The following is a 23,695-nucleotide window of genomic DNA, read 5'->3' as shown; positions in this document are numbered from 1 at the left end:
GGTTAACTCATGACAGCATTATTGGAAGTTAATCACCTTACAAAGCAATTTGGCAAAGATTCGAAAGCATTAACTGATGTAAGCTTCTCAGTTCAGGAAGGGGAGTTCGTTTCCATTATCGGCCCATCAGGAGCAGGGAAATCAACTCTCCTCCGCTGCATCAACCGCATGATTGATGCTACCGGCGGAGACATCCGCTTCCAGGATCTCCATGTAATGAACCTGAAGAAAAAGGAATTAAAGCAGGTCCGCACCAAAATTGGCATGATCTTTCAGCACTATAATTTAGTCAATCGATTGACGGTAATCGAGAACACTCTGCACGGAAAATTGGGAACCAAATCAACATTGGCTGGCGTGTTGGGACTTTACAGCGAAGAGGAAAAGCAGCAGGCAATCCAGATTTTGAATGTGCTTGGCCTGAACGAAATGATTTATAAGCGTGCAGACCAATTAAGCGGAGGGCAAAAACAGAGGGTAGGGATAGCGCGCGCGCTTATCCAAAATCCGCGGATGCTCTTGTGCGACGAACCCATTGCGTCCCTGGATCCTAATTCGGCGAAAGTGATCATGGATCATTTGAAGAAGGTTTCAACAACAATGGGCATTACCGTTGTTGTAAATCTTCATCAGGTTGATGTGGCCATCAAATATTCTGATCGAATTATCGGCATTAACAAGGGGCAGGCAGTATATAACGGAACGGCTAAAGGAATGACTTCTGAAGACATTCAGCGGATATATGGATCAGAAGCGGATGATTTAATCTTTGACATAGGAGGCATCCATGCAGGCTGATATTTTTGCTAAGAAGAAACGAAACACACTTGCCTTCCTATTACTCCTTGGAGCCGTGACGATCCTTGCTATGATCATTACTGAGTACAATGCTTTAAAGGGCTTTGCTTCAATACCGAAAGCTATTCAATGGGGAATGGCGAACTTTTATCCAACCGCAGAATCCTTAGAAAAGCTGCCAGTTATTCTTGAAAAGCTGCAGGAAACACTCCTGGTTTCGATTGCGGCCACGACAGCAGCTGCTGTATTCGCCCTATTATTTTCCATTTTCGGTTCAAATACAACAAGGGTAAATGCCTTTTTTGGAGCTATTACAAGAGGAATTGCCACTGTCTTTCGAAACATCGATGTTGCCGCATGGGCACTGATTTTGCTGTTTTCTTTTGGACAAAGCGCGTTAACTGGTTATTTTGCTTTGTTCTTTGGGTCATTTGGATTCTTAACCAGAGCTTTTACCGAAACAATTGATGAAGTGAGCGGGGGTTCTGTGGAGGCGTTAAAAGCGACAGGCGCAGGCTACTTTTCCATCATCTTTCAATCGGTAATTCCATCAAGCATTCCGCAATTAATCAGCTGGATTTTGTTCATGATCGAAACGAATATCCGCAGTGCCACATTAATTGGACTGCTGACAGGATCTGGAATCGGATTTACATTCAACTTATACTATAAAAGTTTGGCTTATGACACAGCAAGTTTGGTCGTTGTTGTCATCATAGCCGCTATCCTTTTGATCGAATATGCATCCAATTATGTAAGGAAGGTGATTTTGTAATGGAGGTGAAGGAACAGCTCAGTAATGTCTCAGCACCAGCTGACCATCTGCTTGGCCAAAGAATGCCGGCTAAACCTTTGAATAAACCCGCTATTGTGACGAGATTAACCCTCTTTATTCTCGCTGCGCTGACAGTCTATGCATTTTACAGCTTTGATTATAAGGAACTGGACTTTATGGAAGCGCTTCTCGGCACATTCGCCAATTTAAAAACCATATTCCTTGAACCGCACTTGAAGCATTTCTCCTTTGGCCATGCCCTTTATCAAGTTATGGTTACACTCGGCCTGGCTTTTCTGACTACCTTGTTTGGCGCCATCATCGCAGTTCTTTTTGGATTGCTGGCGGCTGAGAATCTGTCTTCGAAAAAGGTTTCAATAGTCATTAAAAGCATGGTCGCATTTATAAGAGCCGTGCCGACCGTCTTGTGGGTCCTGATCTTTGCGGTTGCAGCCGGCCTTGGAAGTACAGCTGCAGTTATTGGAATGACCTTTCACTCGATCGGCTATTTAATCAAAGCCTATTCAGAGTCCTTTGAAGAATTGGATAGGGGAGTGATTGAAGCGCTGCAGGCGAGCGGAGCCAATTGGTGGCAAATTGTCTTCCAAGCTGTGATTCCATCCTCCATCACCTATATGATTTCCTGGACATTTCTCCGCTTTGAGATTAACTTTGCAGTAGCCGTTGCCATGGGAGCAGCAGCAGGAGCCGGCGGAATTGGATTTGACATGTTCATGGCAAGCAGCTTTTACCTGGATATGCGGGAGATCGGGACAATTACTTATTTTATCCTGGCTGTTGCGATAATCCTTGAAATCTTTGCCGCTAAGATTAAGAGAAAGCTTAAAACAGCATAGTGAATAAGCCATTATTTGACCAGGCCCTAATGTGCCTGGTCTTTTATATGTTGCTTTACATTATGACTCTCGCTGGTTAAAAATTATGTTCTGTGAGTTTTTGAAAAAAATAGATGAGAAATTAAAAATATAAAATTTTCAGAATTTACTATTGAAATTACAAGATTATCAATCTATAATGAATTTAATTATTTTCATCAGTGGAGAAAATAATATGTAAAATAAACTAAAGAATGAAAAATACATATAATATTTTACATATTTACTAACATGGTGAAAATAATTGTCGATTTTAAACTCTTTTAGATTAAACTTCTGAGAAAAGCAAAAAAGACAAAATTGTTCGAGGGGGAAAGCAATTTGAGAAGGGTAAACGTGTGGAAAATGCTGTTTGTTGCTTTAGTATCTGCGATCTTACTGGCTGGCTGTTCCAGCGAAGAAAGCGGCGGAACTTCTGAAAAGGAGAATTCAGGGAAATCAGCCAGCGGCAAGGATCAGGAATTAGTTATTGCAGTTAACGAAAACTTCATATCCATGGACCCGCATAATACGGGCGATACGAATTCAAATTCCGTCCAGACGGCCATGTTAGAGGGATTGCTGGGATCGGATGAAGAAGGGCAAATCATTCCGCAGCTGGCTGAGGAATACAGTGTCAGTGATGATGCACTGGAATATTCTTTCAAGCTTCGTCAGGGTGTTACCTTCCATGATGGGGAGCCGTTCAATGCAGAAGCGGTTAAAACCAGCTTTGAAAGGATTATGAATGATGAAAGCCTCCGTTTAAATAGCCGCGGATTTAATCTTATTACCAGCATTGATGTGATTGATGATTATCAAGTAAAAGTCACATTAAAAGAACCATATGCAGGAATGCTGACAAGATTTGTTTCCGCTAAAATCTTAAGTCCGAAGTTAATCAATGATTCTTCCAGTGATATTGGCAAAACACCAGTTGGCACCGGTCCATTCAAGTTTGTGGAATGGGTTCAGGGAGACCATTTAACAGTTGAAAGATTTGATGATTATTGGAATAAGGCTGATCGTGTGAAAAAGATTACGTACAAGCCTGTTCCGGAAAATGGCTCTCGTGTAGCTATGCTTAAAACAGGCGAAGCACATGTGATCTATCCAGCGCCAGTACAAAACTTAAAGGAATTGGAGAGCAATTCAGACGTTGAAATTCATAAAATTCCTTCCACGATTGCCCGATATGTATCCATCAATACGATGAAAGAACCGTATGATGACGTCCGCATTCGCCAGGCAATTAACTATGCTGTGAATAAAGAGGCTTTTATAAGTGTTGTAAATTCCGGCTACGGCTTGCCGCTGGACTCAATAATTCCAAGCAAAACCCAGTTCTACTCCAAACAGGAAACCTATGATCACAACATTGAGAAAGCAAAGAAATTAATGAAAGAGGCTGGATTTGAAGATGGCTTCAATGCTGAAATTTGGGGAAACACCAATTCAGACACATTGAAGGGAATGCAGTTTATCCAACAGCAATTAAAAGAAATTGGCATTACAGTTGAGATTAAGTCAATGGAAGAAGGCACGTTGTCAGATGAGATTTATGGAGCTCAAACACCGGAAGAGGCAAAGGTGCAAATGTGGTATGTCAGCTGGTCTGCGTATCCATCCGACACGACCAATGCAACGAAGCCATTGTTCAGCAGCAGCTCATTCCCGCCGGATGGAGCGAATACTGCATACTACAAAAATGATGATGTAGATAAGTGGATTACAGAGGTAAATCAAACAGCAGATCCTGACAAGCAGGCAGAAATCTACAGCAATATTCAATCAACTATCTACAAAGATGCACCTTGGATTTTCCTTGGGGTAGATGAGATTCTTGCAGGTTCAAGGTCCAATGTCGAGGGTGTCTTCATTTCTCCAACAGGCGGAATTAATGTGACAGACGCGAATCTTAAGTAAAAGCCAGGCAATCAGAAGAGGCAAAGGTTTTACACCAAATGCCTCTTCCTTTCTAAGAAAGGGGTTTTCATTTTGCTTCAATATATATTAAAGAGAATCCTGGAAATGATCCCAATCCTATTTATTGTTTCAATATTAATCTTTTTCTTCACTCATTTAATTCCTGGAGACCCTGCCAGATTAGTTGCCGGAAAGGATGCAACTCTAGAAGAAGTTACTATTATCAGAGCGGAATTGGGGCTCGATAAACCGATTTGGGATCAATACATTACATACATGAGCAATTTATTTCAAGGAGATTTGGGGACTTCCTTAAAGACAGGTCTTCCGGTTTCAGAGATGTTTGCAGACCGCTTTATGCCGTCCATCTATTTAACGTTTATGAGCATGGGCTGGGCATTGGTGCTTGGCTTATTAATAGGCACACTGTCAGCGGTATTCAAAAATAAATGGCCGGATTATCTTGGGATGGTCACAGCCGTTTCTGGAATTTCCATGCCGGGATTCTGGCTTGGTTTGATTCTTATCCAGATTTTTTCTGTCCAGCTGGGATGGCTTCCAACAGGCGGAGCCGAGAGCTGGAAAAGCTATATATTGCCTTCAATCACTTTAGGGGCAGGCATTATGTCCATGCTTGCCAGGTTTACCAGGTCATCTTTGCTTGAGACGTTAAGAGCAGATTTTATCCGTACCGGAAGAGCGAAAGGCCTCAAGGAATCTGTAGTCATTCCAAAGCATGCATTGAGAAACTCTTTAATTCCCGTCGTAACCATTGCCGGACTGCAGTTTGGCTTCCTGCTGGGCGGATCGGTTGTAGTGGAGACTGTTTTTAGCTTTCCGGGAATGGGGAGATTGTTGATTGATTCCATTGCCTTCAGAGACTATCCAGTCATTCAGGCGGAGCTATTGCTATTTTCCATTGAATTTATTCTTGTTAATTTAATCGTAGATATCATGTACAGTATGCTGAATCCGAAAATACGCTACGTTTCCTAGAGGAGGGGAATCATGGAAATAATAAAAGAAGTAAATGCCTATACCCCAGTGATTCCAAAGAAAAAATACTCACCTGTTAAAGAATTCTTTAAGAATTGGAAAAAGCAAAAAACGGCATTTTGGGCAAGCATTTTTATTCTGCTGCTGATCATCATCGCCATCATTGGACCGTATATTGCACCCTATGATCCATACGAGCCGGATTACAACTCGACGCTGCAGGGGCCAAGCAAAGAACACTGGGCTGGCACGGATGAATACGGGCGGGATATTTTCAGCCGTTTGCTCGTCGGTGCGAGAATATCGCTTGGTGTCAGTTTTCTGGCTGTTTTTTTGGGAGCGGCTGGAGGAATCATTCTTGGATTAATGAGCGGTTATTTTGGCGGCTGGCTGGATCGTCTTATTATGCGCGGCAGTGATGTCATGTTTGCGTTTCCGGATCTGCTGCTGGCAATCGCCATCGTGGCCATTTTAGGACCGGGATTAACAAATGTGGTGATTGCCGTGTCCGTTTTCAGCATCCCATCTTTTGCAAGACTGGTGAGAGGCTCGACATTAGAGGGGAAAGAGACCGTCTTTGTGGAAGCGGCGAAATCAATGGGGGCCTCGCACCGGAGGATTATGTTCAAGCATATTTTTCCTGAAACTCTTGGAAGTTTAATCGTGTTTATTACGATGAGAATTGGAACGGCAATCTTAGCGGCCTCCAGTTTAAGTTTTCTGGGTCTCGGTGCCAGTCCTGAAACACCTGATTGGGGTGCAATGCTCAGCCTTGGCCGTGATTATTTAGGAACAGCTTCCCATGTTGTCATGATGCCGGGATTAGCGATCTTTTTGACCGTGCTTGCTTTCAATCTTGTCGGAGATGGGCTCCGGGATGTCCTGGACCCTAAAACGAAGAATGAGTAAGGGAGATTGAAAAAATGGAGAAGCTATTGCAGGTTAACCAGCTGGAGACGCAATTTACAAAGGATAAGCAAAAGCTGAAAATTTTGCGGGGTGTCAGTTTTCATATCAATAAAGGAGAGGTACTTGGGCTCGTAGGGGAATCCGGCTGCGGCAAAAGTTTAACCTCCCTGTCGATTATGAAATTATTTAAAGGCACAAGCGGAGAAATATCGGGCGGAAGCATTTCCTTCAAAGGCGAGGAACTTACTCATAAATCAGAGAGGGAAATGAGAAAGATCCGCGGAAAACAAATGGCCATGATTTTTCAGGAGCCGATGACTTCATTAAATCCCGTAATGAAAATAGGAGAACAGCTGCTGGAGCCCATCCGGCTGCATCTTGATTTAAACGAAAAACAGGCGAAGGAGCATGTGATTTTTATTTTAAAGAAAGTTGGGATTCCCCGGGCGGAGGAAATCGTTTATGAATTTCCCCATCAGCTGTCTGGAGGGATGCGGCAAAGGATTATGATTGCCATGGCCATGTCCTGCAATCCACAGCTCCTAATAGCAGATGAGCCGACAACTGCACTGGATGTAACAATTCAGGCGCAGATATTGGAATTGATGAAACAGCTGCAGCGAGAGGAAGGCATGTCCGTTCTATTAATAACCCATGATTTGGGTGTAGTGGCGGAAATGTGTGACCGGGTAGCAGTCATGTATGCAGGCCGGGTAGTAGAGGAAGCGAATGTATTCGATTTATTTGAAAGCCCGAAGCATCCTTATACGAAAGGACTGATAGGATCGGTTCCAAAAATCGGGCAGAGGAAGGATAAACTGACATCCATTAAAGGGAATGTGCCCGATCCCAGCAATATGCCAAAGGGCTGCAAATTTGCTCCAAGATGCAATGAGGCCATGGCTATTTGTTTTGAGGAAGAGCCGAATGCCAATGATTTGGGAAATGGGAGAATGTGCAGCTGCTGGATGATTGAAGAAGGGAGGAAGAATGTATATGCCTGAGACACTGCTGAAAATAAACGGGCTGAAAAAGTCATTCACGCTTCCGGGCGGCATGTTTGCCAAAAAGAGATCATTAAAGGCAGTTCATGATGTGTCGTTCGGCATCGAACAGGGAACTACCTACAGTCTCGTTGGAGAAAGCGGGTGCGGCAAGTCTACAACAGGACGGCTGATCTCAAGGCTGCTGACTCCCAGTCACGGTGAAATCTGGATTGATGGCGAAGAAATTTCACAAAAGAAAGAATCACAGCTGAAATTGGTAAGAAAAAAGGTGCAGATGATCTTTCAGGACCCCTATGCATCTCTTAATCCAAGAATGAAAGTAAGAGAGATTATTGCTGAACCGCTTGTGATCCATACGAAACTATCAAAAGCGGAACGGAATCATCTAGTTTCAGAAATGCTCGAAGTCGTTGGACTGACAGAACATCATGCAGACCGGTATGCTCATGAATTCAGTGGAGGACAGCGACAGCGGATCGGCATTGCCAGGGCACTGATTATGAAGCCTAAGCTCATTATAGCTGATGAACCCGTATCCGCTCTTGATGTTTCCATTCAATCTCAAATCCTTAACTTATTAAAGGATTTGCAGACTGAATTTAATCTTACCTACCTATTTATATCACATGATTTAAGTGTAGTCGAACACATCAGCGACAACATCGGGGTCATGTATCTTGGCACAATCGTTGAATCAGGGCCCAAGGATGTCATCTTCTCAAATCCGCAGCATCCTTATACAAAAGCACTTCTATCTTCTGTTCCAGTCCCGGATCCGAGATTGAGAAGGGAGCGGATTGTCCTGCAGGGAGACTTGCCGAGTCCGGTTAACCCGCCTTCCGGGTGCCGCTTTCATACAAGATGTCCTGCATGTATGGATATTTGCAGAACTGTGGAACCAGAGGTGAAAAAAGGGTTGGCTGATGATCATTTTGTTGCATGTCATTTAGTGGATTAGCCAAACCCATATTTAGTGCCGATTCAATGAGATTTTTTTTAAGGATTTTTCGCTCTGCAGGAATTTATCGGTCACATTGCCCTGTTTATCGGTCAACTTTTCATAATATCGGTCAGTTTTCGGAGATATCGGTCAGAATTTAATTTTATCGGTCACATTTTTAATATATCGGTCACTTGGCGGTATATCAGCATTCCTGCAAATTCACTATAAAAATAATGGAAATAGGAGAGGATTTTCATGAAGGTTGGACTTAGCACGTACAGTTTAGTAAGAGAATTAAGAGATGGCAATATGACGGTTCTGGATGTGATCGACTGGATTGCCGAAAATGGCGGGGAGCACATGGAGATTGTTCCTTATGGCTTCTCGGTCGTGGATAATGCGGAGCTGGCACATCAAATTAAGACAAGAGCAGAAGCAGCTGGGATTGAACTTTCTGCCTATTCCCTGCCGGCCAATTTGGTTCAGCCGACACAGGAAGCATTCGAACAAGAAGTGGAGCGGCTGAAAGAGCATGTGGATATAGTCAATCTCATGGGCATTAAGATTATGCGCCATGATGTTACAGCATTTCAGCTAAAGCCGGAAGAAATGACGATTCACTACTTCGAAGAGCATTTTGATAAGTTAGTAGAAGGAAGCCGGCAAATCGCAGATTATGCAGCACAATTCGGCATTACGACAACCATTGAAAACCACGGATTCAATGTCCAATCGAGCGACCGGGTACAGCGGGTCATTCATGCGGTTAACCGGCCGAATTTCAAAACAACTCTCGATGTCGGCAACTTCCTTTGCATTGATGAGGATCCGCTTGTTGGGGTGAAAAAGAATCTAAAATACGCAGCAACGGTCCATTTAAAAGATTTCTATATTCGCCCATATTTTGAGGATCCGGGTGATGGAGTCTGGTTCAGGACTGTAAATGAAAACTATCTGCGCGGAGCCATCGTTGGCCACGGAGATCTAAATATACGTGAGATTATTAGATTGATAAAAGGTTCCGGTTATGACGGTTATTTGACAGTGGAATTTGAAGGCATGGAAGATTGCAGGACTGGTTCCAAAATTGGCATGGATAATGTAAGAAGGTTATGGAATGAAGTGCAAGCAGTGAATGATTCTAAGCCAGTGTTGAAAGGGTGAAGAAATTGGAGCCTTTAAGAGTCTGTATCATAGGAACCGGATCGATATCTGATATGCACTTCAAGTCTTTTGCCAATAATCCTGACGCCGTTCTGTACGGGGTTTTTGATTATTCTGCGGAAAGAGCGGAAGCGAAGGCGCTGCAATATGGGATCAGCCATGTATATAGGAATATAGAAGAAGTGTACAGTGACCCAAATGTCGATGCAGTGAGCATTTGCACCTGGAATAATAGCCATGCAGAGATATCAGTTGGCGCACTCAATGCTGGAAAACATGTCCTGGTAGAAAAGCCTTTGGCCATGAATGTTGAAGAAGCCCTGAAAGTGGAAGCAGCTGCGAGGAATAGTGAGAAAACCCTGCAGGTAGGGTTTGTCCGAAGATTTGCTACAAATACGAAAGTGCTGAAATCATTTATTGATAACGGGACATTAGGCGACATTTATTATGCAAAAGCCTCGTGTCTGCGCCGTCTGGGGAATCCCGGAGGCTGGTTCGCAGACAAGGATCGGTCAGGGGGTGGCCCTTTAATTGACCTTGGTGTCCATGTAATCGATGTGTGCTGGTACCTGATGGGCCGTCCAAAAGTGAAGTCTATTTCCGGTAACGTATACAGTAAGCTGGGGAACAGAGGAAATGTCGAGTATTTAAGTTTTTATAAAGCGGCAGATTATCATAAAGACCGGAATACAGTAGAAGATTTAGCGAACGCCCTGATTACCTTTGAGAACGGAGCATCTATACTTGTGGATGTATCCTATACACTTCATGCGAAAAAAGATGAAATTGGAGTCAAATTATATGGCACAAAAGGCGGCGCAGAACTGGAGCCTGAATTGGCCATTATAAGTGAAGAAAATAACACCATTTTGAATATTCACCCGCAAATGGATCATTTAACATTTGATTTTGCCAATGCCTTTCAGAATCAGATCGATTCCTTTGTTTCGAGCTGTATAGCAGGAACAAATCCTTTGGCGCCAGTTGAAGATGGGGTGGAAATGATGAAGATCCTCGCTGGCATTTATGAAGCGGCTGATAAGAAAAGTGAGGTGACATTTGCTTAAAATGGAGACTGTAAAACTCTCAAATAAAATTGGTGTTATGGTGGATAGCCTGCGGCTGCCCTTGTACGAAGGACTTAAAGTCTGCAAGGATATGGGGGCTGATGGTGTACAAATATATGCGGTTGAAGGAGAAATGGCTCCTGAAAATATGGATCAGACTTCACGTAAAAAACTTAAGAGCTATTTAGATTCCATTGGCCTGGAAATATCGGCACTTTGCGGTGACCTGGGGGGACATGGGTTTCAGGATGCTGAACAAAATCCAATTAAAATCGAAAAATCCAAACGCATTTTGGATCTCGCAGCAGAATTGGGAACAAATATTGTGACGACCCATATTGGCATTATTCCTGAAGAGCATGACAGCCCCATATATGAAGCCATGCAGACAGCATGTGAAGAACTCGCTGTTTACGCTAGAAGCATGAATGCCTACTTTGCCATTGAGACAGGTCCTGAACCATCTGCCAGGCTCAAAAACTTTCTGGATACCCTGAGCACGAATGGGGTATCAGTTAACTTTGATCCGGCGAATATGGTGATGGTAACCGGTGATGATCCTGCTGACGGTGTAAGGCTCCTTAAGGATTATATTGTCCATACACATGTGAAGGATGGCAAGAGGCTAAAGCCTGCTGATCCCCGTGATGTATACGGGTTCCTTGGCTATGGCGGCGGCACAGACCATGCGGAAATTGCAGAAATGGTTGCTTCAGGTGAGTATTTTAGGGAGCTGCCGCTCGGAAATGGAGACGTTGATTTCCAGGCTTACTTCAATGCTTTGAACGAAATCAATTATCAAGGGTACTTAACCATTGAAAGAGAAGTGAACCAAAATCCAATCAGTGACATTGCGGAAGCAGTAGGATTCATTAAAAGCTTTAGGTAAATGGATTCATGCTTTGAACAAAGTGTATAATGAGATAGGGATTTCCAATGATAGCTTCCAAAAGAGATAAGTGATGATTTCTCTTTTGGAAGCTTAAATGAACTGGCACAGAAAAAGTGCTCAAGTTTTAAAGGATGATGTTGGTTTTCCAAATGAAGGCGAGAGTCAACACGATTCTTTAAATGCACCTTCAGAGTGGTAAGTCTAAATCTGCAGGCATAAAGAAGGTAGGATAATGGAGAAACACGATCAGCTATTAATGAAAAGACAAAATAAGAATCTCGTTCTTGATATTTTAAAAACTAAGTCTCCTATATCAAGGATTGATATCGCTAAAATGACGGGGATGAGTCCGACTTCCATAACACGAATTGTCAGTGAGCTTCAGCTGCAGGGCTACGTAAAGGAAACAGAAGCGGTTGCATCCGGAGTCGGGAGAAAAGCAACCCTGCTGGAAGTATGCGGTGATGTGCTTTATACAATTGGCATTGAAATAGATAAATCACTGCTGAAGGTTGGAATTGTCAATTATGTTGGTGAATTGGTTTCAATACATAAGAATATTAGAAATGAATCAGAGAGTTACTCCGAAACACTTCATAAAATAAACGCGATCATTCGAAAAAACATGGAAGAAAACCAGATTCCTGCAAATAAGATAATTGGCCTGGCAGTCGGTTTGCCAGGATATATAGATTATAAAAACGGGATTGTGAAGGTATCTGATCAGTTAAAGTGGAAAGATGCAAGCCTGGCTGAAGATCTGCAAAAGCTTACCTCTTTTAATGTCATTGTTGATAATGAATTAAAAATGAAGATTGTGGCTGAGAGCTTTACAGGCAAAGCAAAGGATTCGCAGAATTCAATATTAGTAGGAATTGGTTCAGGAATTGGTTCTTCTATCATGCTTAATGGAGAAATTTACAGAGGGGAAACCAATAATGCAGGGGAAATCGGGCATACAGTGATTGATCCTACAGGCAATGTCTGCAATTGCGGCAAAATAGGCTGTCTGGCAACCTATATTTCTGAAGGGGCGATTCTTGCTGACAGCAGGAAGGTGAAGGATATTTCTTCTATAGAAGATGTGTTCCAATCCTACCGGAACCGTGAGCCCTGGGCATTAAATATTATGGATAGAGCCTCCACTTATATTGCTTTGGCCATCAGCAATCTCCTTTGTCTGTATAATCCTGAAGTCATTATTTTGAGCGGCAATACGATTGAAAAACTTCCTGAAATGAAGGAAGCCATTGAGCAAAAATGTGAGTTGTATATATGGGAGCCATTGAAGCAATCGGTGAGAATCGTATATTCGGAATTGAGTGATAACGGAGTTGTTCTTGGGGCGGCCATACAGGCCCAAAATCTTATGCTGGAGATTGAGTAGATAAGCCAATATTAAGGAGAGAACTGAAGTGAAATACACTGCATTAGTAGAGGAAGTCAGGGGAGGAATCGTTGAGAATATTCATACAGGGATCATTTGTGGTATGAATGATCAATTAGAATCCTTTTACCAGGTTGGCGACGAAGAGCATTACACATACTTTCGCTCTGCTTCGAAGCCAATCCAGGCGCTGCCCGTTTTTTTGACTGACATAATTGCGAAATACGGATTAACAGAGCAGGAAGCAGCATTGTTTACAGCTTCCCATCGAGGAGAACCCTACCATATTGAGGCTCTGGAATCGATGTTAGCAAAACTCCCTGTAAAGGAAGAAGAACTTTATTGCCCTCCTTCTTATCCTTTAAATATACAGCCAAGAGAAGAGATGATCAGACAAGGGATTCAGAAAAGAAAGCTTTATCACAATTGCGCAGGCAAACATATGGGATTTATTACAGTATGCCGTGAATGGGGATTTCCAGTGGAGGGATACTGGAAAGAAGACCATCCCCTGCAAAAGCATATCATGGATATTCTTTCTCATTTATCGGGTATTCCTGTCTCTAATATTCATATTGGAATTGATGGCTGCGGGGCTCCCGTTTTTGCCATTCCTTTAAAAAAGATGTCTGAAGTATACCTGAAGCTGGCTTGTCCCGATCTGATTCAAGATCCTCAGCTCCAGCAGGCAGTTCATAAAATGACGGACATTATGAATAACCAGTTTAATATGGTTGCATCCCAGCATTTTATCTGTTCGATTTTATTGGAAGACAAGAATATTGTTGCTAAAGGCGGAGCCCAGGGTGTGTATTGCTTCGGGCTAAAAAAAGAACGGGCTGGATTTGCCCTCAAAGTTTTAAATGGATCTGAGGACGTCTGGCCAAACATTGTAGCATCTATTCTTGAACAAATACAATATAGCAATCACGAAACCATTAAAAAGCTGAGAAACCTAAGGCCTTCGGTTATTCGAAATGATGCTGGAATGGAAGTGGGATCTATACAGGAAATATTCCAGTCTGAGAAATTGCCTTTAAATTAATTAAGTTCAAACAATGGGAAAGCACTATTAAAGGAGATACATAAACATGTTAATAGAAGTGATCGCAGACACCCTAAGTGATGCGCTAATTGCCCAGGAAGCCGGCGCAGGCAGAATTGAACTGGTAACCGGGCTCGCAGAGGGGGGCCTGACACCAGGTTATGGCGTCATTGAAAGAGTGTGCAAAGAATTAAAGATCCCAGTGAATGTAATGATTCGTCCGCACAGCCGCGGGTTTTGCTATTCGGAAGAGGACATAGAAGTCATGATTCAGGATATTGACATCTGCAAAAAATTAGGTGCGGCAGGCGTAGTATTTGGAGTTCTCACACATAACAACCAAGTACATATCGATTATCTAAAGCGGCTAATCGATGCAGCAGATGGAATGGATATTACCTTCCACCGTGCCTTTGATGAGGCCGATGATCAATTTGCGGCTATGGAAATCATCAAGCAGTATCCGCAAATATCGAGAATCCTGACCTCTGGGGGAGAGCGCAGTGCTGCAAATGCAGCAGCAAGATTGAGGAAGCTAAATGAGCTTACAGCAGATAGCCATTTAAAGATCATGGCTGGTGCAGGACTTTCAATTGAAAATATAACAGCATTTTTGGATGAGGTGCCAGTCACTGAAGTTCATTTTGGTACAGGAGTCCGTTTCCAATCCAGCTACGATCATCAGATTGATCCTGAGAGAGTGCGAAAGATAATAAAAATAATCGGTGCCTAATGTGAAATGGGCTTTAGCGGAATGCAACCTGCTGAGTAATGTGGTATTACGTGTGCTGGGGTATTATTTGTAACCCTTACTAAACTAAAAATATTGCTATTAAAAAATGACAGGTACTAATTACACCTGTCTTTTTTTATTACGAAAAGTCCTATAAAATACATTAAATCGCATAAGATTTAAGAAGATAACGTTCAATAAACTCAGCTAATCCATCATTTTCGTGATGCTCTGTAACAAAATCAGCTGCTGCTTTAACCTTTTCGCCAGCGTTCCCCATCGCCACACCAGTACCGACATGACGAAGCATCTCTATATCATTGGGGCCGTCTCCAATGGCTGCGACTTCATTTGGATTAATTTGAAATTCGGCAAGTAAGCTTTTTATAGCAGACCATTTGGAAACACCAGGAGCGACCAGCTCAAACCCGTCATTCCAATCGATGACTCCTGCTTCGGTTTTAAACAAAGCGGATATTTCAGGACTTGGTGAACCTGTTCGAACACTATATTTAAGAACATCCTGATAAGCTGCCTGTCTTAAATCTCCAATATACTGCGGCGGAATTTGCCCAATTTTCGTCCAATAATCGATTTCTTCATTTGTTTCCTTACAATATAGCCCAGCTGCTGTATGGATCATAACATTACATGGACTTTCTGCGGTCAGATGGTGAAAGCGTTCCTCATTCAATCGTACGGTTTTTATTTGCGTAGCTCTTCCTGTCTCTGCATCGTGAATAGCAGCACCATTCAAACAGATCATCGGAGTTTGTAATCCAATTTCTTTATGGTAGGGAGCGGTTACTTCATAGTGTCGGCCAGTGGCTAGAAACACCATGACTCCCTGATCTATGAGCCGATAAATGGCTTCCATATTTCGGCGGGAAATGCAGTTTGAGGCTTTAAGAAGTGTACCATCCATATCAATAAATATTGCACGCATATTCATTTATACTGCCTCCTCATTCGTTGTAAACCAATCATATCCTCTTAATATTAAATCCAGGTAAACTCAGTGTATAGATTTGTGTTTTTTATTTATCGAGCTGAAACATTCACAAAGAATAGAGGGATAGACTATGAATATTATTCGTGCTTGTGAGGCAGAAAGTAATATAAGTAATGAGATGAGTACAATCTTTGTAGACGGCTTCTATCAGTGGCTGAATTATTTTTCAAAGGATAAAGCTAAACTTTACAGGACATTTGTCCATATGTTTAATACAGAGGTCTTCTATACGGCTGCAGTTGACAATAATATTGCGGCTATAGCCGCCTGTACAAACAATACACCTTCAGTGAAATTGAAATATAGTGAATTTAGAAAGCATCTTGGTTTAATCATGGGAAGTATTGCTTATATTATTCTCAAAAATGAATTTGAGAAAAAGCAATATCCCTTTCAAATATCTGAAAAAATGGGTGCAATAGAGTTTGTGGCAACGTCGGTAAATTATAGAGGACAGCGTGTGGCAACTGAACTGCTAAAAACGATTATGGATTCTACTTCATACGACGAATATGTTCTAGAGGTAGCAGATACCAATACAAACGCCATCAAGCTTTATGAAAAACTGGGCTTTGCAGAGTTTCTGCGTATACCTCAAAAGCACAGTAAAAGAAGTGGTGTCAATAATCTTGTCTATATGAAGCATGTGAAGATGAAAGAAGATGATTCCCTGGGATCTATCTTCTGATGTGAAAGCTAAGTGGACGAGATGAAAAACCCTGATTCTGAATATTTGATTTGAAACCATTAATCTATAGAAACCGCAGTAAATTGGAAAGGGATACTGTTAGAACTATTCCTCGAAAAAGGAGGTCAATAGAAAGGTAAATGTAAAGAAATCAATTATACTTTGTATGGAATTCGATTAAAAAAATATTTCTAAGACTTTTACAAAGTTTCCTTTACTTCTTTAATGCGTACTATCCAATCTTGACAGACATTCTTTGTATTCTACCGTGTTTTTAAACTTGAAGAACACGGTAATTTCATAGTTATTAGAAAAGAAAAAGTAAGGAGATGAGGTTGTATTGATAAAAGACTGGGGTCTGGCATTAATTTTAATAGTAATAATGATAATACTTTGCCTCTACTTTATATCCAGATATAAAAAACAAGCGGTACAGGTATTTACTTTGGAGAGTTTCTTACATGCTCATCATTTGAATGAAAGTGAAAATACAATCAATAACATGCTGAATTCCATTAAAGGCTACTTTGATGAAACTGATAATGGCGGGAAAGGCGATGAGAATGATATGGGAGACAGCGATGATGGTGGAGACGATGGAGGAGAATAATTCCTGGGCATGTGATCGCCAATAGTTATTAGGTACTAACATAGATCATGAGTTCTAATCTATTTACTTGTGAAGGGCTCTTAGTCCCGCTATTTGAAAAAGCTATGTTTTATTTTCATGAACTTTCTTAAAAGAAGGTTAATGTATGTAAAAAAATGGATTATAATCTTCTATTTCCGTTCGGATTCTTCTATGATTACTACTGTAACAAATATAGCAGCCAAGGAGGAAATGGAAATGAAAAAATGGGTATTAGCTTTGATGGCAGCTTTAATGATTACAAGTGTGGCTACAGGCTGCAGCAATGAAGAGGATCCGGAAGAGACGAACACAGAAGAAACTGAAGATACGGGAACAGAAGAAGGCACTGAAGAAGGAACTGAAGAGGAAACAGAGTAAAGATTCAAATTGAAAGAAAGTGCGCCTTTTGGGGAAGGTGCACTTCTCTTTAGGAAAAACAGCTTTATAAACAAGGCTGTTTTCGCAGGGTTTGTGGCTTTTTGTATATTATTAATTACTGAGTTGATTGTAGCGGAAGGTGCGAGACTCCTGCGGGAGTAGCGGGACAGGTGAGACCCCGCAGACGTGCAGCGTCGAGGAGGCTCACCGCCCGCCCCGCGGAAAGCGAGCAGCCTGGAGCGGAAATCAACGGACAACATTGATAGACGAAAAACAACAATTTATACGAAATGAGCCTTAAACAATGTACAAATAATTCCAAAAGTAGTTTGACGAGACTGGCAGTTCCGTGCTACATTAATCTCATAATACAAAAAGGTGTGGTGGAGTATGTCGGTAGTAGGTGTCAACTAATTGTTATTAGTTGAATAAGGTGTTTATTTTCTGGTTTTAGCCAGTTTATTAAGAATGCCTTTTTTCAAACATAACTTGTTTGAATACCTACTATCAGACTGCTTCCATTTCTATATATTCGTGTAGCGCAGAAATTAAGACACTAAGCCTGCTTTAGGTTTTAGTTTGTTTATGCCTGTTCGAAATAGTACGCCCGCGGAAGCTTTCTACCCAATTCACATTGGAGGTGGGGAAGGCTTTTGCGGGCTATTTTATTTGGAATGAGGCAGAGAATATGAATAAAATGACTTTTGAAAAATTACAATACCACGAATTGAAGAATAAAGTGAAGCAGCATTGCGTCAGCAGTTTGGGGAAAGAGCTGATCGACCGGTTACAGCCGAGCTCGAATATGAAAGCCGTCCGCAACCGCTTAAATGAAACAAGCGAGGCCCGAAGGTTGTTGGACGCCGAAAAGCATCTGCCATTAACCGGCATCTCCAATATCACAAGCCATATTGAAAAATTGGAAAAAGGCATCATATTAACTCCATCCGAGTTAAACGCTGTATCCGATTTTTTAAGAGGCTGCCGGAAAATCAAAAAGTTTATGGCTGATAAAGAATTTTTTGCGCCAGTCCTCTACACTTATGCACTATCTATGACTGAATTTAGAAATATCGAAGAAGAAATCTTATATGCGATTAAAGGAAACATGGTTGATTCAGGGGCCAGCAAAGAGCTGAAACGAATTAGAAGTCACATTGCGAAAACAGAAGGAAAAATCGAGGAACGTTTGAATAAGTTTTTGCGCAGCGGAGCAAATAAGGAATACATTCAAGAATTCTATATCAGCAAGAAGGATGACCGTTTTACGATTCCGATCAAAGCATCCTTTAAAAATCAGGTAGCAGGAACAGTAATCGAAACATCTTCAAAAGGGTCCACTGTATTCATAGAGCCTGATGCAGTTTCAAAGCTTAATGTTGAATTGGCGATGCTAAAATCGGAGGAGTCGGTAGAGGAATATCAAATCTTAGCCACGCTTTCCGGAGCGATTCTCGAATCCATTCATGAGATCCGCATCAATATTGAATGCATCAGCCAGTATGACATGATTTTTGCGAAAGCGAAGTACAGCAAAAGTACGGACGCCGTTGAACCGGAGATTAATAATCATGGGTATATCAAATTAGTAAGCAGCAAGCACCCCTTATTAGAAGGAAACATTGTCCCGCTGGATTTTGAAATCGGGAAGGATTATAGAAGCTTAGTCATAACAGGCCCAAATGCGGGCGGGAAAACCGTTGTCTTAAAGACAATCGGAATCCTCACTCTGGCTGTCATGTCCGGGTTTCATATTATGGCAAAATCGGGAAGTGAAATCGCTATTTTTGACAATGTGTTTGTTGATATTGGTGATAATCAAAGCATAGAGAACGCCTTGAGCACCTTTTCTTCCCATATGAAAAATATTTCAGAGATCATGAGTGCTTCCACGAATAATACGCTGCTGTTATTCGATGAGATTGGAAGCGGAACAGAGCCGAATGAAGGGGCCGCTTTAGCAATCGCCATTTTAGAAGAGTTTTATCATATGGGATGCATCACGATTGCCACTACTCACTACGGTGAGATTAAACGTTATTCTGAAATGCATGATGATTTTATGAATGCTGCCATGTTATTCGACAGTGCGGAATTGAAGCCGGTGTATAAGCTCTTAATAGGTGAATCAGGAGAGAGCAATGCGCTTTGGATTTCCAGAAAGATGAATATCCGCGAACATGTCCTGAAGCGTGCGCAAATGTATATTGAAAACAAGGATTATAATCTGGAAGCAGTAAGAGAGAACAGAATAAAGAAGCCAGTGATTGAAGTGAAGCAGGACATAGAAGAATATCATTATGAAATCGGTGACAGGGTAAAAATGATCAGCCAGGATGATTACGCCATTGTGTATGAGCCAATAGATAAATTCAATAACATCAAGCTGTTCTATAAAGATGAAATAGTGGAAGTGAACAGTAAGCGAATTGAATTGGATATTAAAGCAAGCGAGCTTTATCCAGAAGGGTATGATATGAATACCTTATTTACCAGTTACCATGAACAGAAGCTGCAGCATGATCTGGAGAGAGGATCGAAAAAGGCACTGCGAAAGGTTCAGAAAGAGATTAGAAATAGAAAGCAGGAATAATGTCTAATGGTATGAAGGCGATCCTCCGTTTTTGGAGAGATCGCTTTTTCTTCCTTGCTTAACGGATTCCGGCAAATAATCTGACCGAATATTATGGTAATCTATCGCCGATAAAACCGAGGTTTCGCTCATAACTTTGAAACTTTAAGCAGAAGTAGTTTCTAATCTGCCATTACATCAAGTAATTGAAAATTACTTACTTAGGCAAATCATTCACCTCATAGGCAGCTCGTATTCCGGATTCGATTGCCCCTTGTATCCACGTCCGGTTTTTGGATGTGTGCTCCCCGGCAAAATGGACACGCCCCTCCGGTGCAACGATGCTGGGATACAATTCGGTTTCCTGCCCAGGTTCAAAGAATGAAAATCCACCGCTGGCATATGGATTCTGTCCCCAGCTGAAGGAAGCCCCCGTGACAAATTGGGTATAAACCTGATTTCCGTAAATTTCCGCAAGATTTTTCAGCACATATCCAATCCGAGCTTCTTCCGGCTGACTATCCCACGTAAGAGCTTCATCCGCCCAAGTATAGCTGGCTATGAGGATAGCAGGTCCTCTTGTGCCAATCCCGTGACTTGGGAGAAAGGAAAATCGAATCGGCAGGTCCGTAATCGTTTTCCCGCCAAGCTGGCCTTCTTTTTCCCAGAATCGGCTCTTAAACTCAATAGCAATTTTTGTTGCTGCTATATAATTTAGCTCGCGAATGGCTCTGCGCTTATAATAAGAAAATGAATGAAAGGGCTCTACATTCACAAATCGCAAAACGGAAAAGGGGATGGTCACGATGGCAAGGTCTCCAGTTATGCTTGATGGCACCTTGGATTGCTGATGGGTTACTTGAATGGCAACATTGTTTGGAGCCTGAACGATTCCAGTCATTTTTTGATGGAGATGAATATCATCTTTCAATTGAGGTAGGAAAGCCTTTGGCAATCGGTCCATTCCGCCTGTAATTTCATAATAAGATCCAGGAGAAGTGAATATGGTTAGCTCACGTAAAACTTCAGTGAAAGACATGCCCATAAAGGCCTCCAAGTCCAGAAGCACACCGATCATGTCAATCGCACCTGCTGAAAAGTAAGTGTTTAATATATAGCCAAACGAATATTTTTCATATTGTTTTTCCAGAATCGGCCAATTTCTTGCCGGGTCTTTGTTGATAAAGTCAATAAAAGGCTGGACGACTGTAAGCAGAAGTTCTTCGGCAGATTTTCCCCTCTCATTTAATTGTACGGGAAATCTTAAAATGCCCGGGTAGCGTTCAAACAATTCAAGACGTGTTCTTATGCCGTTTGCGTATAGAACATCCATTGGATTTCGATTGATAAAAACGTTTATGGGAAGCCTGAATTTTTTAATATACTCCAGGGTCAATGAATGGACCTGGGGAATCCGCATCGGCCCGGCATTAAAGTATAATCCGCTGCTGAAAGGGGAGCGAATGGTATAAACACGTCCGCCGATTCTGTTATTTGCTTCAAGGATTGTGATCTTATGACCGGAATCCTTTAGTAAAGAACCGGCAACCAGGCCAGCCATTCCTGCACCAACTATGATGATATGCTTTGGTGATTGTGTCTTTCTAAGACCAAAATTAATCACATTCAGCATTTGATCAGTCGTTAAGTCCGCCTTTTTGTTCCCAGTCATCTCTCCGCCCCCCTGCAATAGGATTCATTGCAGTATATTCACCTGCAAGAGTCACTATGTGCATAAGAGGAAAAGGGAATGCAGCACTTTGCCCAAGTGCATACCGTCCCCTTAAGAAATGAATATTCCGCTTCCAATGAAAAGCCCCGCTGCAATCACAGCGCCAATAGCTGAGACTTTTAATTTATACCGGGCATAATCAACCAGATCCATATCGAGTATCGAGGCAGTTGTAATCGTCGTATCTCCAAGCGGTGAAGTTAAAGCCCCAAATGCTCCGCTTGCAAAAACCGCTCCAACTGTTAAGGGGATGGATGCCCCTGTGGAAATTGCGAGAGTGATTCCTAATGGCATGAACAGTCCCCATGTTCCCCAGGAACTTCCAATAAAGTAACCAACCACAGACCCGAGAACAAAGATGGCCGCTGGAGTCAGGAAGGCAGGCAGGAAGCTTCCCAGTGAACTCCCAATGAATTCGGAAAATCCAAGATCCTCCGCAGCCAGGGTCAGCGCCCAAATCAGAATGAGCAGACTGATCGCCTCCATCATCTGATTGCCTCCATCATAAAAATGATAAAGAATTTCGTTCATCTTCTCCCGTCTTATTATGTAAAAAATAAAGGTTAAAACGAGGGTAATAAAAACAGCGAGCAGCATTACAAAAGTGGCATCTGCCATTGAAAAGGCCTCAAAAACCGTTTCTGCGCCCTGAGCCATGCCATCCTTCCATAATAGGAACAGTGAAAAAGCAAGCAATAAGAAGACCGGGAAAATTAAATGCCAAGGCTGTGCTTTTACAAGCGACAATTCTTTCTTAATTCCCATGCGATGGAACTCATGCTCTTTTTCTTCAAGATCTATTTGAGTTTGTTCCTGCCTGATTTTTTTTTTTCGCGGCCAGAATGTCTGCACAATTCCGATCAGAAGCATTATGATGGCATAAAAGTTGAACAAAATGCTTAATAAGAATATCTCATAGGCTGACATATCAAGGTTCAGCCCGCTGATTCCGCCCTCAACCAGAGACACCATGAATCCCACAAATGCTGTCGCAACAGGAAGCAGCACAATCACTGATTCAGTTGAAATATCCAGCGTCATGCCCACTTTTTGCTTGGACAGGTTCATCTTTTTAATCAGGGATTTAATGATCGGTCCAATCATCATGATTCGAAACATCGGCATCATGAAAGTAAAGGGGAGAGTAATCCAAATAAACACCAGCAGTCCGCGTTCTGAACGGATCCTTTTCCCGGCCCATTCCGAAAACCCCTTAATTCCTCCTGCAATATTCATCATCCCGACAAGGCCGCCAAATAAATATAAAAATCCGATAATCTTGATATTGGTTTTATCGGAGAGAGTGGCAACGATGTAGGAAACAGACTGTTCGGTTCCAGTCAGCAAATCGGCTGATACAATGATCGAGCCGGCAAGAATGCCGACCACTAACCCTGGCAGGATGTTTTTTAGCCAGATGGACATTCCGATTACGATGATAAATGGTATAAGAGATAGCCAGGTGTTATTCAAGTTTCTGCCCTCCAGTGAAAGTGGCATTGCTTATTTAGTATTGCCCAGGCAAGGAGGTCCATTCCTGGAATTTGACCGCAATTCATGAAAGGTTAGCGTATTTGATCAATGATCAATAACTCAACTTTGTTCGACTAATTATGTTTTTTCATAATATCTATATCCCGGTTTGTCCATTACGATTAGAACCGTTAGGACATCTTTCCTTTCTGGATGGTTAAATGAAAACCAATAAATCTGGGTGTTTGATTCAGTAACAATACCCCATCCCTGCACATATTTTGATGAGGAGAGCATTCGAAGAATTGATGGAATAATGTTAATTACTGTTGATTTCTGATGTTCTTCATTATGCCCCTTTATGTTGCGGGCACATCTTATTAAATAAATACGGAGGTATGAACATGAATGATTTTCAAAGAGAACTTCAAATGTTGAATGTTGGTGATTTCCATGCGAACGAGGTGGTTCCATGGGATCAAAACCAGATCTATAGTGATCAGTCTCGGTTATGCGCTGGTTTTGGTTTTGGCTTTAGCTGCTTTTTCTTTACCTGCTTCAACTGTTTTAACTGTTTTAATTGTTTCCGCTGTTCTAACTGTTTCAGGTGCGGCGGTCGCTGTGGAGGGCGTTGCGGTGGACGCTGCGGCGGACGCTAGCCTTATCTATAATGCCAGTTTTATAAAAAAACT

22 protein-coding genes are annotated in these 23,695 nt (G+C 42.0%); 19 read left to right on the top strand and 3 right to left on the bottom strand.

Annotation, left to right across the window (positions count from 1 at the left end; genetic code table 11):
* The first annotated feature begins 9 nt into the window (after positions 1 to 9).
* The 14 genes from phnC to IRB79_RS17695 all read left to right on the top strand — a co-directional run bounded on the left by phnC (position 10) and on the right by IRB79_RS17695 (position 14,517).
* Positions 10 to 798 carry a phosphonate ABC transporter ATP-binding protein gene (gene phnC / locus IRB79_RS17760; RefSeq protein WP_243503761.1) on the top strand — a complete coding sequence of 263 codons (789 nt, stop codon included), beginning with the start codon at positions 10 to 12 and terminating at the stop codon, positions 796 to 798.
* Positions 788 to 1,573 (top strand): PhnE/PtxC family ABC transporter permease, encoded by a 786-nt coding sequence (locus tag IRB79_RS17755; protein ID WP_113881563.1) that lies wholly within the window; start codon positions 788 to 790, stop codon positions 1,571 to 1,573. The genes phnC and IRB79_RS17755 overlap by 11 nt, the downstream gene beginning before the upstream one ends.
* Positions 1,573 to 2,430 (top strand): PhnE/PtxC family ABC transporter permease, encoded by an 858-nt coding sequence (locus tag IRB79_RS17750; protein ID WP_243503760.1) that lies wholly within the window; start codon positions 1,573 to 1,575, stop codon positions 2,428 to 2,430. Before IRB79_RS17755 ends, IRB79_RS17750 begins: the two co-directional genes overlap by 1 nt.
* Before the next feature lie 360 nt (positions 2,431 to 2,790).
* Complete coding sequence (locus IRB79_RS17745; RefSeq protein ID WP_243503759.1) at positions 2,791 to 4,374, top strand: glutathione ABC transporter substrate-binding protein; 1,584 nt, start codon at positions 2,791 to 2,793, stop codon at positions 4,372 to 4,374.
* A 72-nt stretch (positions 4,375 to 4,446) separates the two neighbouring features.
* Positions 4,447 to 5,370 carry a glutathione ABC transporter permease GsiC gene (gene gsiC / locus IRB79_RS17740; protein ID WP_197200834.1) on the top strand — a complete coding sequence of 308 codons (924 nt, stop codon included), beginning with the start codon at positions 4,447 to 4,449 and terminating at the stop codon, positions 5,368 to 5,370.
* A gap of 12 nt (positions 5,371 to 5,382) precedes the next feature.
* On the top strand, positions 5,383 to 6,279 hold the full coding sequence (locus IRB79_RS17735) for an ABC transporter permease (protein ID WP_243503758.1): 897 nt from the start codon (positions 5,383 to 5,385) through the stop codon (positions 6,277 to 6,279).
* A gap of 14 nt (positions 6,280 to 6,293) precedes the next feature.
* Positions 6,294 to 7,283, top strand: a complete 990-nt coding sequence (locus tag IRB79_RS17730) for an ABC transporter ATP-binding protein (RefSeq protein WP_243503757.1) — start codon at positions 6,294 to 6,296, stop codon at positions 7,281 to 7,283.
* Positions 7,276 to 8,244: an ABC transporter ATP-binding protein gene (locus tag IRB79_RS17725; protein ID WP_243509521.1), complete on the top strand. Its 969-nt coding sequence runs from the start codon at positions 7,276 to 7,278 to the stop codon at positions 8,242 to 8,244. The genes IRB79_RS17730 and IRB79_RS17725 overlap by 8 nt, the downstream gene beginning before the upstream one ends.
* A gap of 240 nt (positions 8,245 to 8,484) precedes the next feature.
* The gene (locus IRB79_RS17720) at positions 8,485 to 9,393 is read left to right on the top strand and encodes a sugar phosphate isomerase/epimerase family protein (RefSeq protein WP_243503756.1); all 909 of its coding nucleotides are present in this window, start codon (positions 8,485 to 8,487) and stop codon (positions 9,391 to 9,393) included.
* Between the two features lie 5 nt (positions 9,394 to 9,398).
* Positions 9,399 to 10,460, top strand: a complete 1,062-nt coding sequence (locus IRB79_RS17715) for a Gfo/Idh/MocA family protein (RefSeq protein ID WP_243503755.1) — start codon at positions 9,399 to 9,401, stop codon at positions 10,458 to 10,460.
* Between the two features lies 1 nt (position 10,461).
* Positions 10,462 to 11,349: a sugar phosphate isomerase/epimerase family protein gene (locus IRB79_RS17710; protein WP_243503754.1), complete on the top strand. Its 888-nt coding sequence runs from the start codon at positions 10,462 to 10,464 to the stop codon at positions 11,347 to 11,349.
* Positions 11,350 to 11,584: 235 nt separating this feature from the next.
* The gene (locus IRB79_RS17705; RefSeq protein WP_243503752.1) at positions 11,585 to 12,739 is read left to right on the top strand and encodes an ROK family transcriptional regulator; all 1,155 of its coding nucleotides are present in this window, start codon (positions 11,585 to 11,587) and stop codon (positions 12,737 to 12,739) included.
* A 28-nt stretch (positions 12,740 to 12,767) separates the two neighbouring features.
* Positions 12,768 to 13,784, top strand: a complete 1,017-nt coding sequence (locus tag IRB79_RS17700; RefSeq protein ID WP_243503750.1) for an asparaginase — start codon at positions 12,768 to 12,770, stop codon at positions 13,782 to 13,784.
* A 46-nt stretch (positions 13,785 to 13,830) separates the two neighbouring features.
* Positions 13,831 to 14,517 carry a copper homeostasis protein CutC gene (locus tag IRB79_RS17695; protein WP_243503749.1) on the top strand — a complete coding sequence of 229 codons (687 nt, stop codon included), beginning with the start codon at positions 13,831 to 13,833 and terminating at the stop codon, positions 14,515 to 14,517.
* A 163-nt stretch (positions 14,518 to 14,680) separates the two neighbouring features.
* Here IRB79_RS17695 and IRB79_RS17690 read toward each other — a convergent pair whose 3' ends face one another.
* Positions 14,681 to 15,469 (bottom strand): HAD family hydrolase, encoded by a 789-nt coding sequence (locus IRB79_RS17690; RefSeq protein WP_243503748.1) that lies wholly within the window; start codon positions 15,467 to 15,469, stop codon positions 14,681 to 14,683.
* Positions 15,470 to 15,599: 130 nt separating this feature from the next.
* Here IRB79_RS17690 and IRB79_RS17685 point away from each other — a divergent pair, with 130 nt between their 5' ends.
* From IRB79_RS17685 to IRB79_RS17670, 4 genes are all read left to right on the top strand, one after another.
* Entirely contained in the window at positions 15,600 to 16,217 is a 618-nt protein-coding gene (locus tag IRB79_RS17685) for a GNAT family N-acetyltransferase (protein ID WP_243503747.1), read from the top strand.
* Positions 16,218 to 16,557: 340 nt separating this feature from the next.
* A complete protein-coding gene (locus IRB79_RS17680; RefSeq protein ID WP_243503746.1) occupies positions 16,558 to 16,827 on the top strand; it encodes a hypothetical protein in 270 nt (89 codons plus the stop codon).
* 237 nt (positions 16,828 to 17,064) lie between these two features.
* On the top strand, positions 17,065 to 17,226 hold the full coding sequence (locus IRB79_RS17675) for a hypothetical protein (RefSeq protein WP_243503745.1): 162 nt from the start codon (positions 17,065 to 17,067) through the stop codon (positions 17,224 to 17,226).
* Positions 17,227 to 17,914: 688 nt separating this feature from the next.
* Complete coding sequence (locus IRB79_RS17670) at positions 17,915 to 19,819, top strand: endonuclease MutS2 (RefSeq protein ID WP_243503744.1); 1,905 nt, start codon at positions 17,915 to 17,917, stop codon at positions 19,817 to 19,819.
* 196 nt (positions 19,820 to 20,015) lie between these two features.
* On the opposite strand, the gene IRB79_RS17665 is transcribed toward IRB79_RS17670, so the two are convergent.
* Both IRB79_RS17665 and IRB79_RS17660 read right to left on the bottom strand, forming a co-directional pair.
* Positions 20,016 to 21,470: a flavin monoamine oxidase family protein gene (locus tag IRB79_RS17665; protein WP_243503743.1), complete on the bottom strand. Its 1,455-nt coding sequence runs from the start codon at positions 21,468 to 21,470 to the stop codon at positions 20,016 to 20,018.
* A 111-nt stretch (positions 21,471 to 21,581) separates the two neighbouring features.
* Entirely contained in the window at positions 21,582 to 23,003 is a 1,422-nt protein-coding gene (locus IRB79_RS17660) for a Na+/H+ antiporter NhaC family protein (RefSeq protein ID WP_243503742.1), read from the bottom strand.
* Between the two features lie 398 nt (positions 23,004 to 23,401).
* Here IRB79_RS17660 and IRB79_RS17655 point away from each other — a divergent pair, with 398 nt between their 5' ends.
* On the top strand, positions 23,402 to 23,662 hold the full coding sequence (locus IRB79_RS17655; RefSeq protein ID WP_347815338.1) for a heterocycloanthracin/sonorensin family bacteriocin: 261 nt from the start codon (positions 23,402 to 23,404) through the stop codon (positions 23,660 to 23,662).
* Positions 23,663 to 23,695: the final 33 nt, after the last annotated feature.

Origin of the sequence: Cytobacillus oceanisediminis (assembly GCF_022811925.1) — a bacterium.
Taxonomy (GTDB): Bacteria; Bacillota; Bacilli; order Bacillales; family Cytobacillaceae; genus Cytobacillus; species Cytobacillus oceanisediminis_D.
This window is presented reverse-complemented; position numbering and strand designations above follow the sequence as displayed.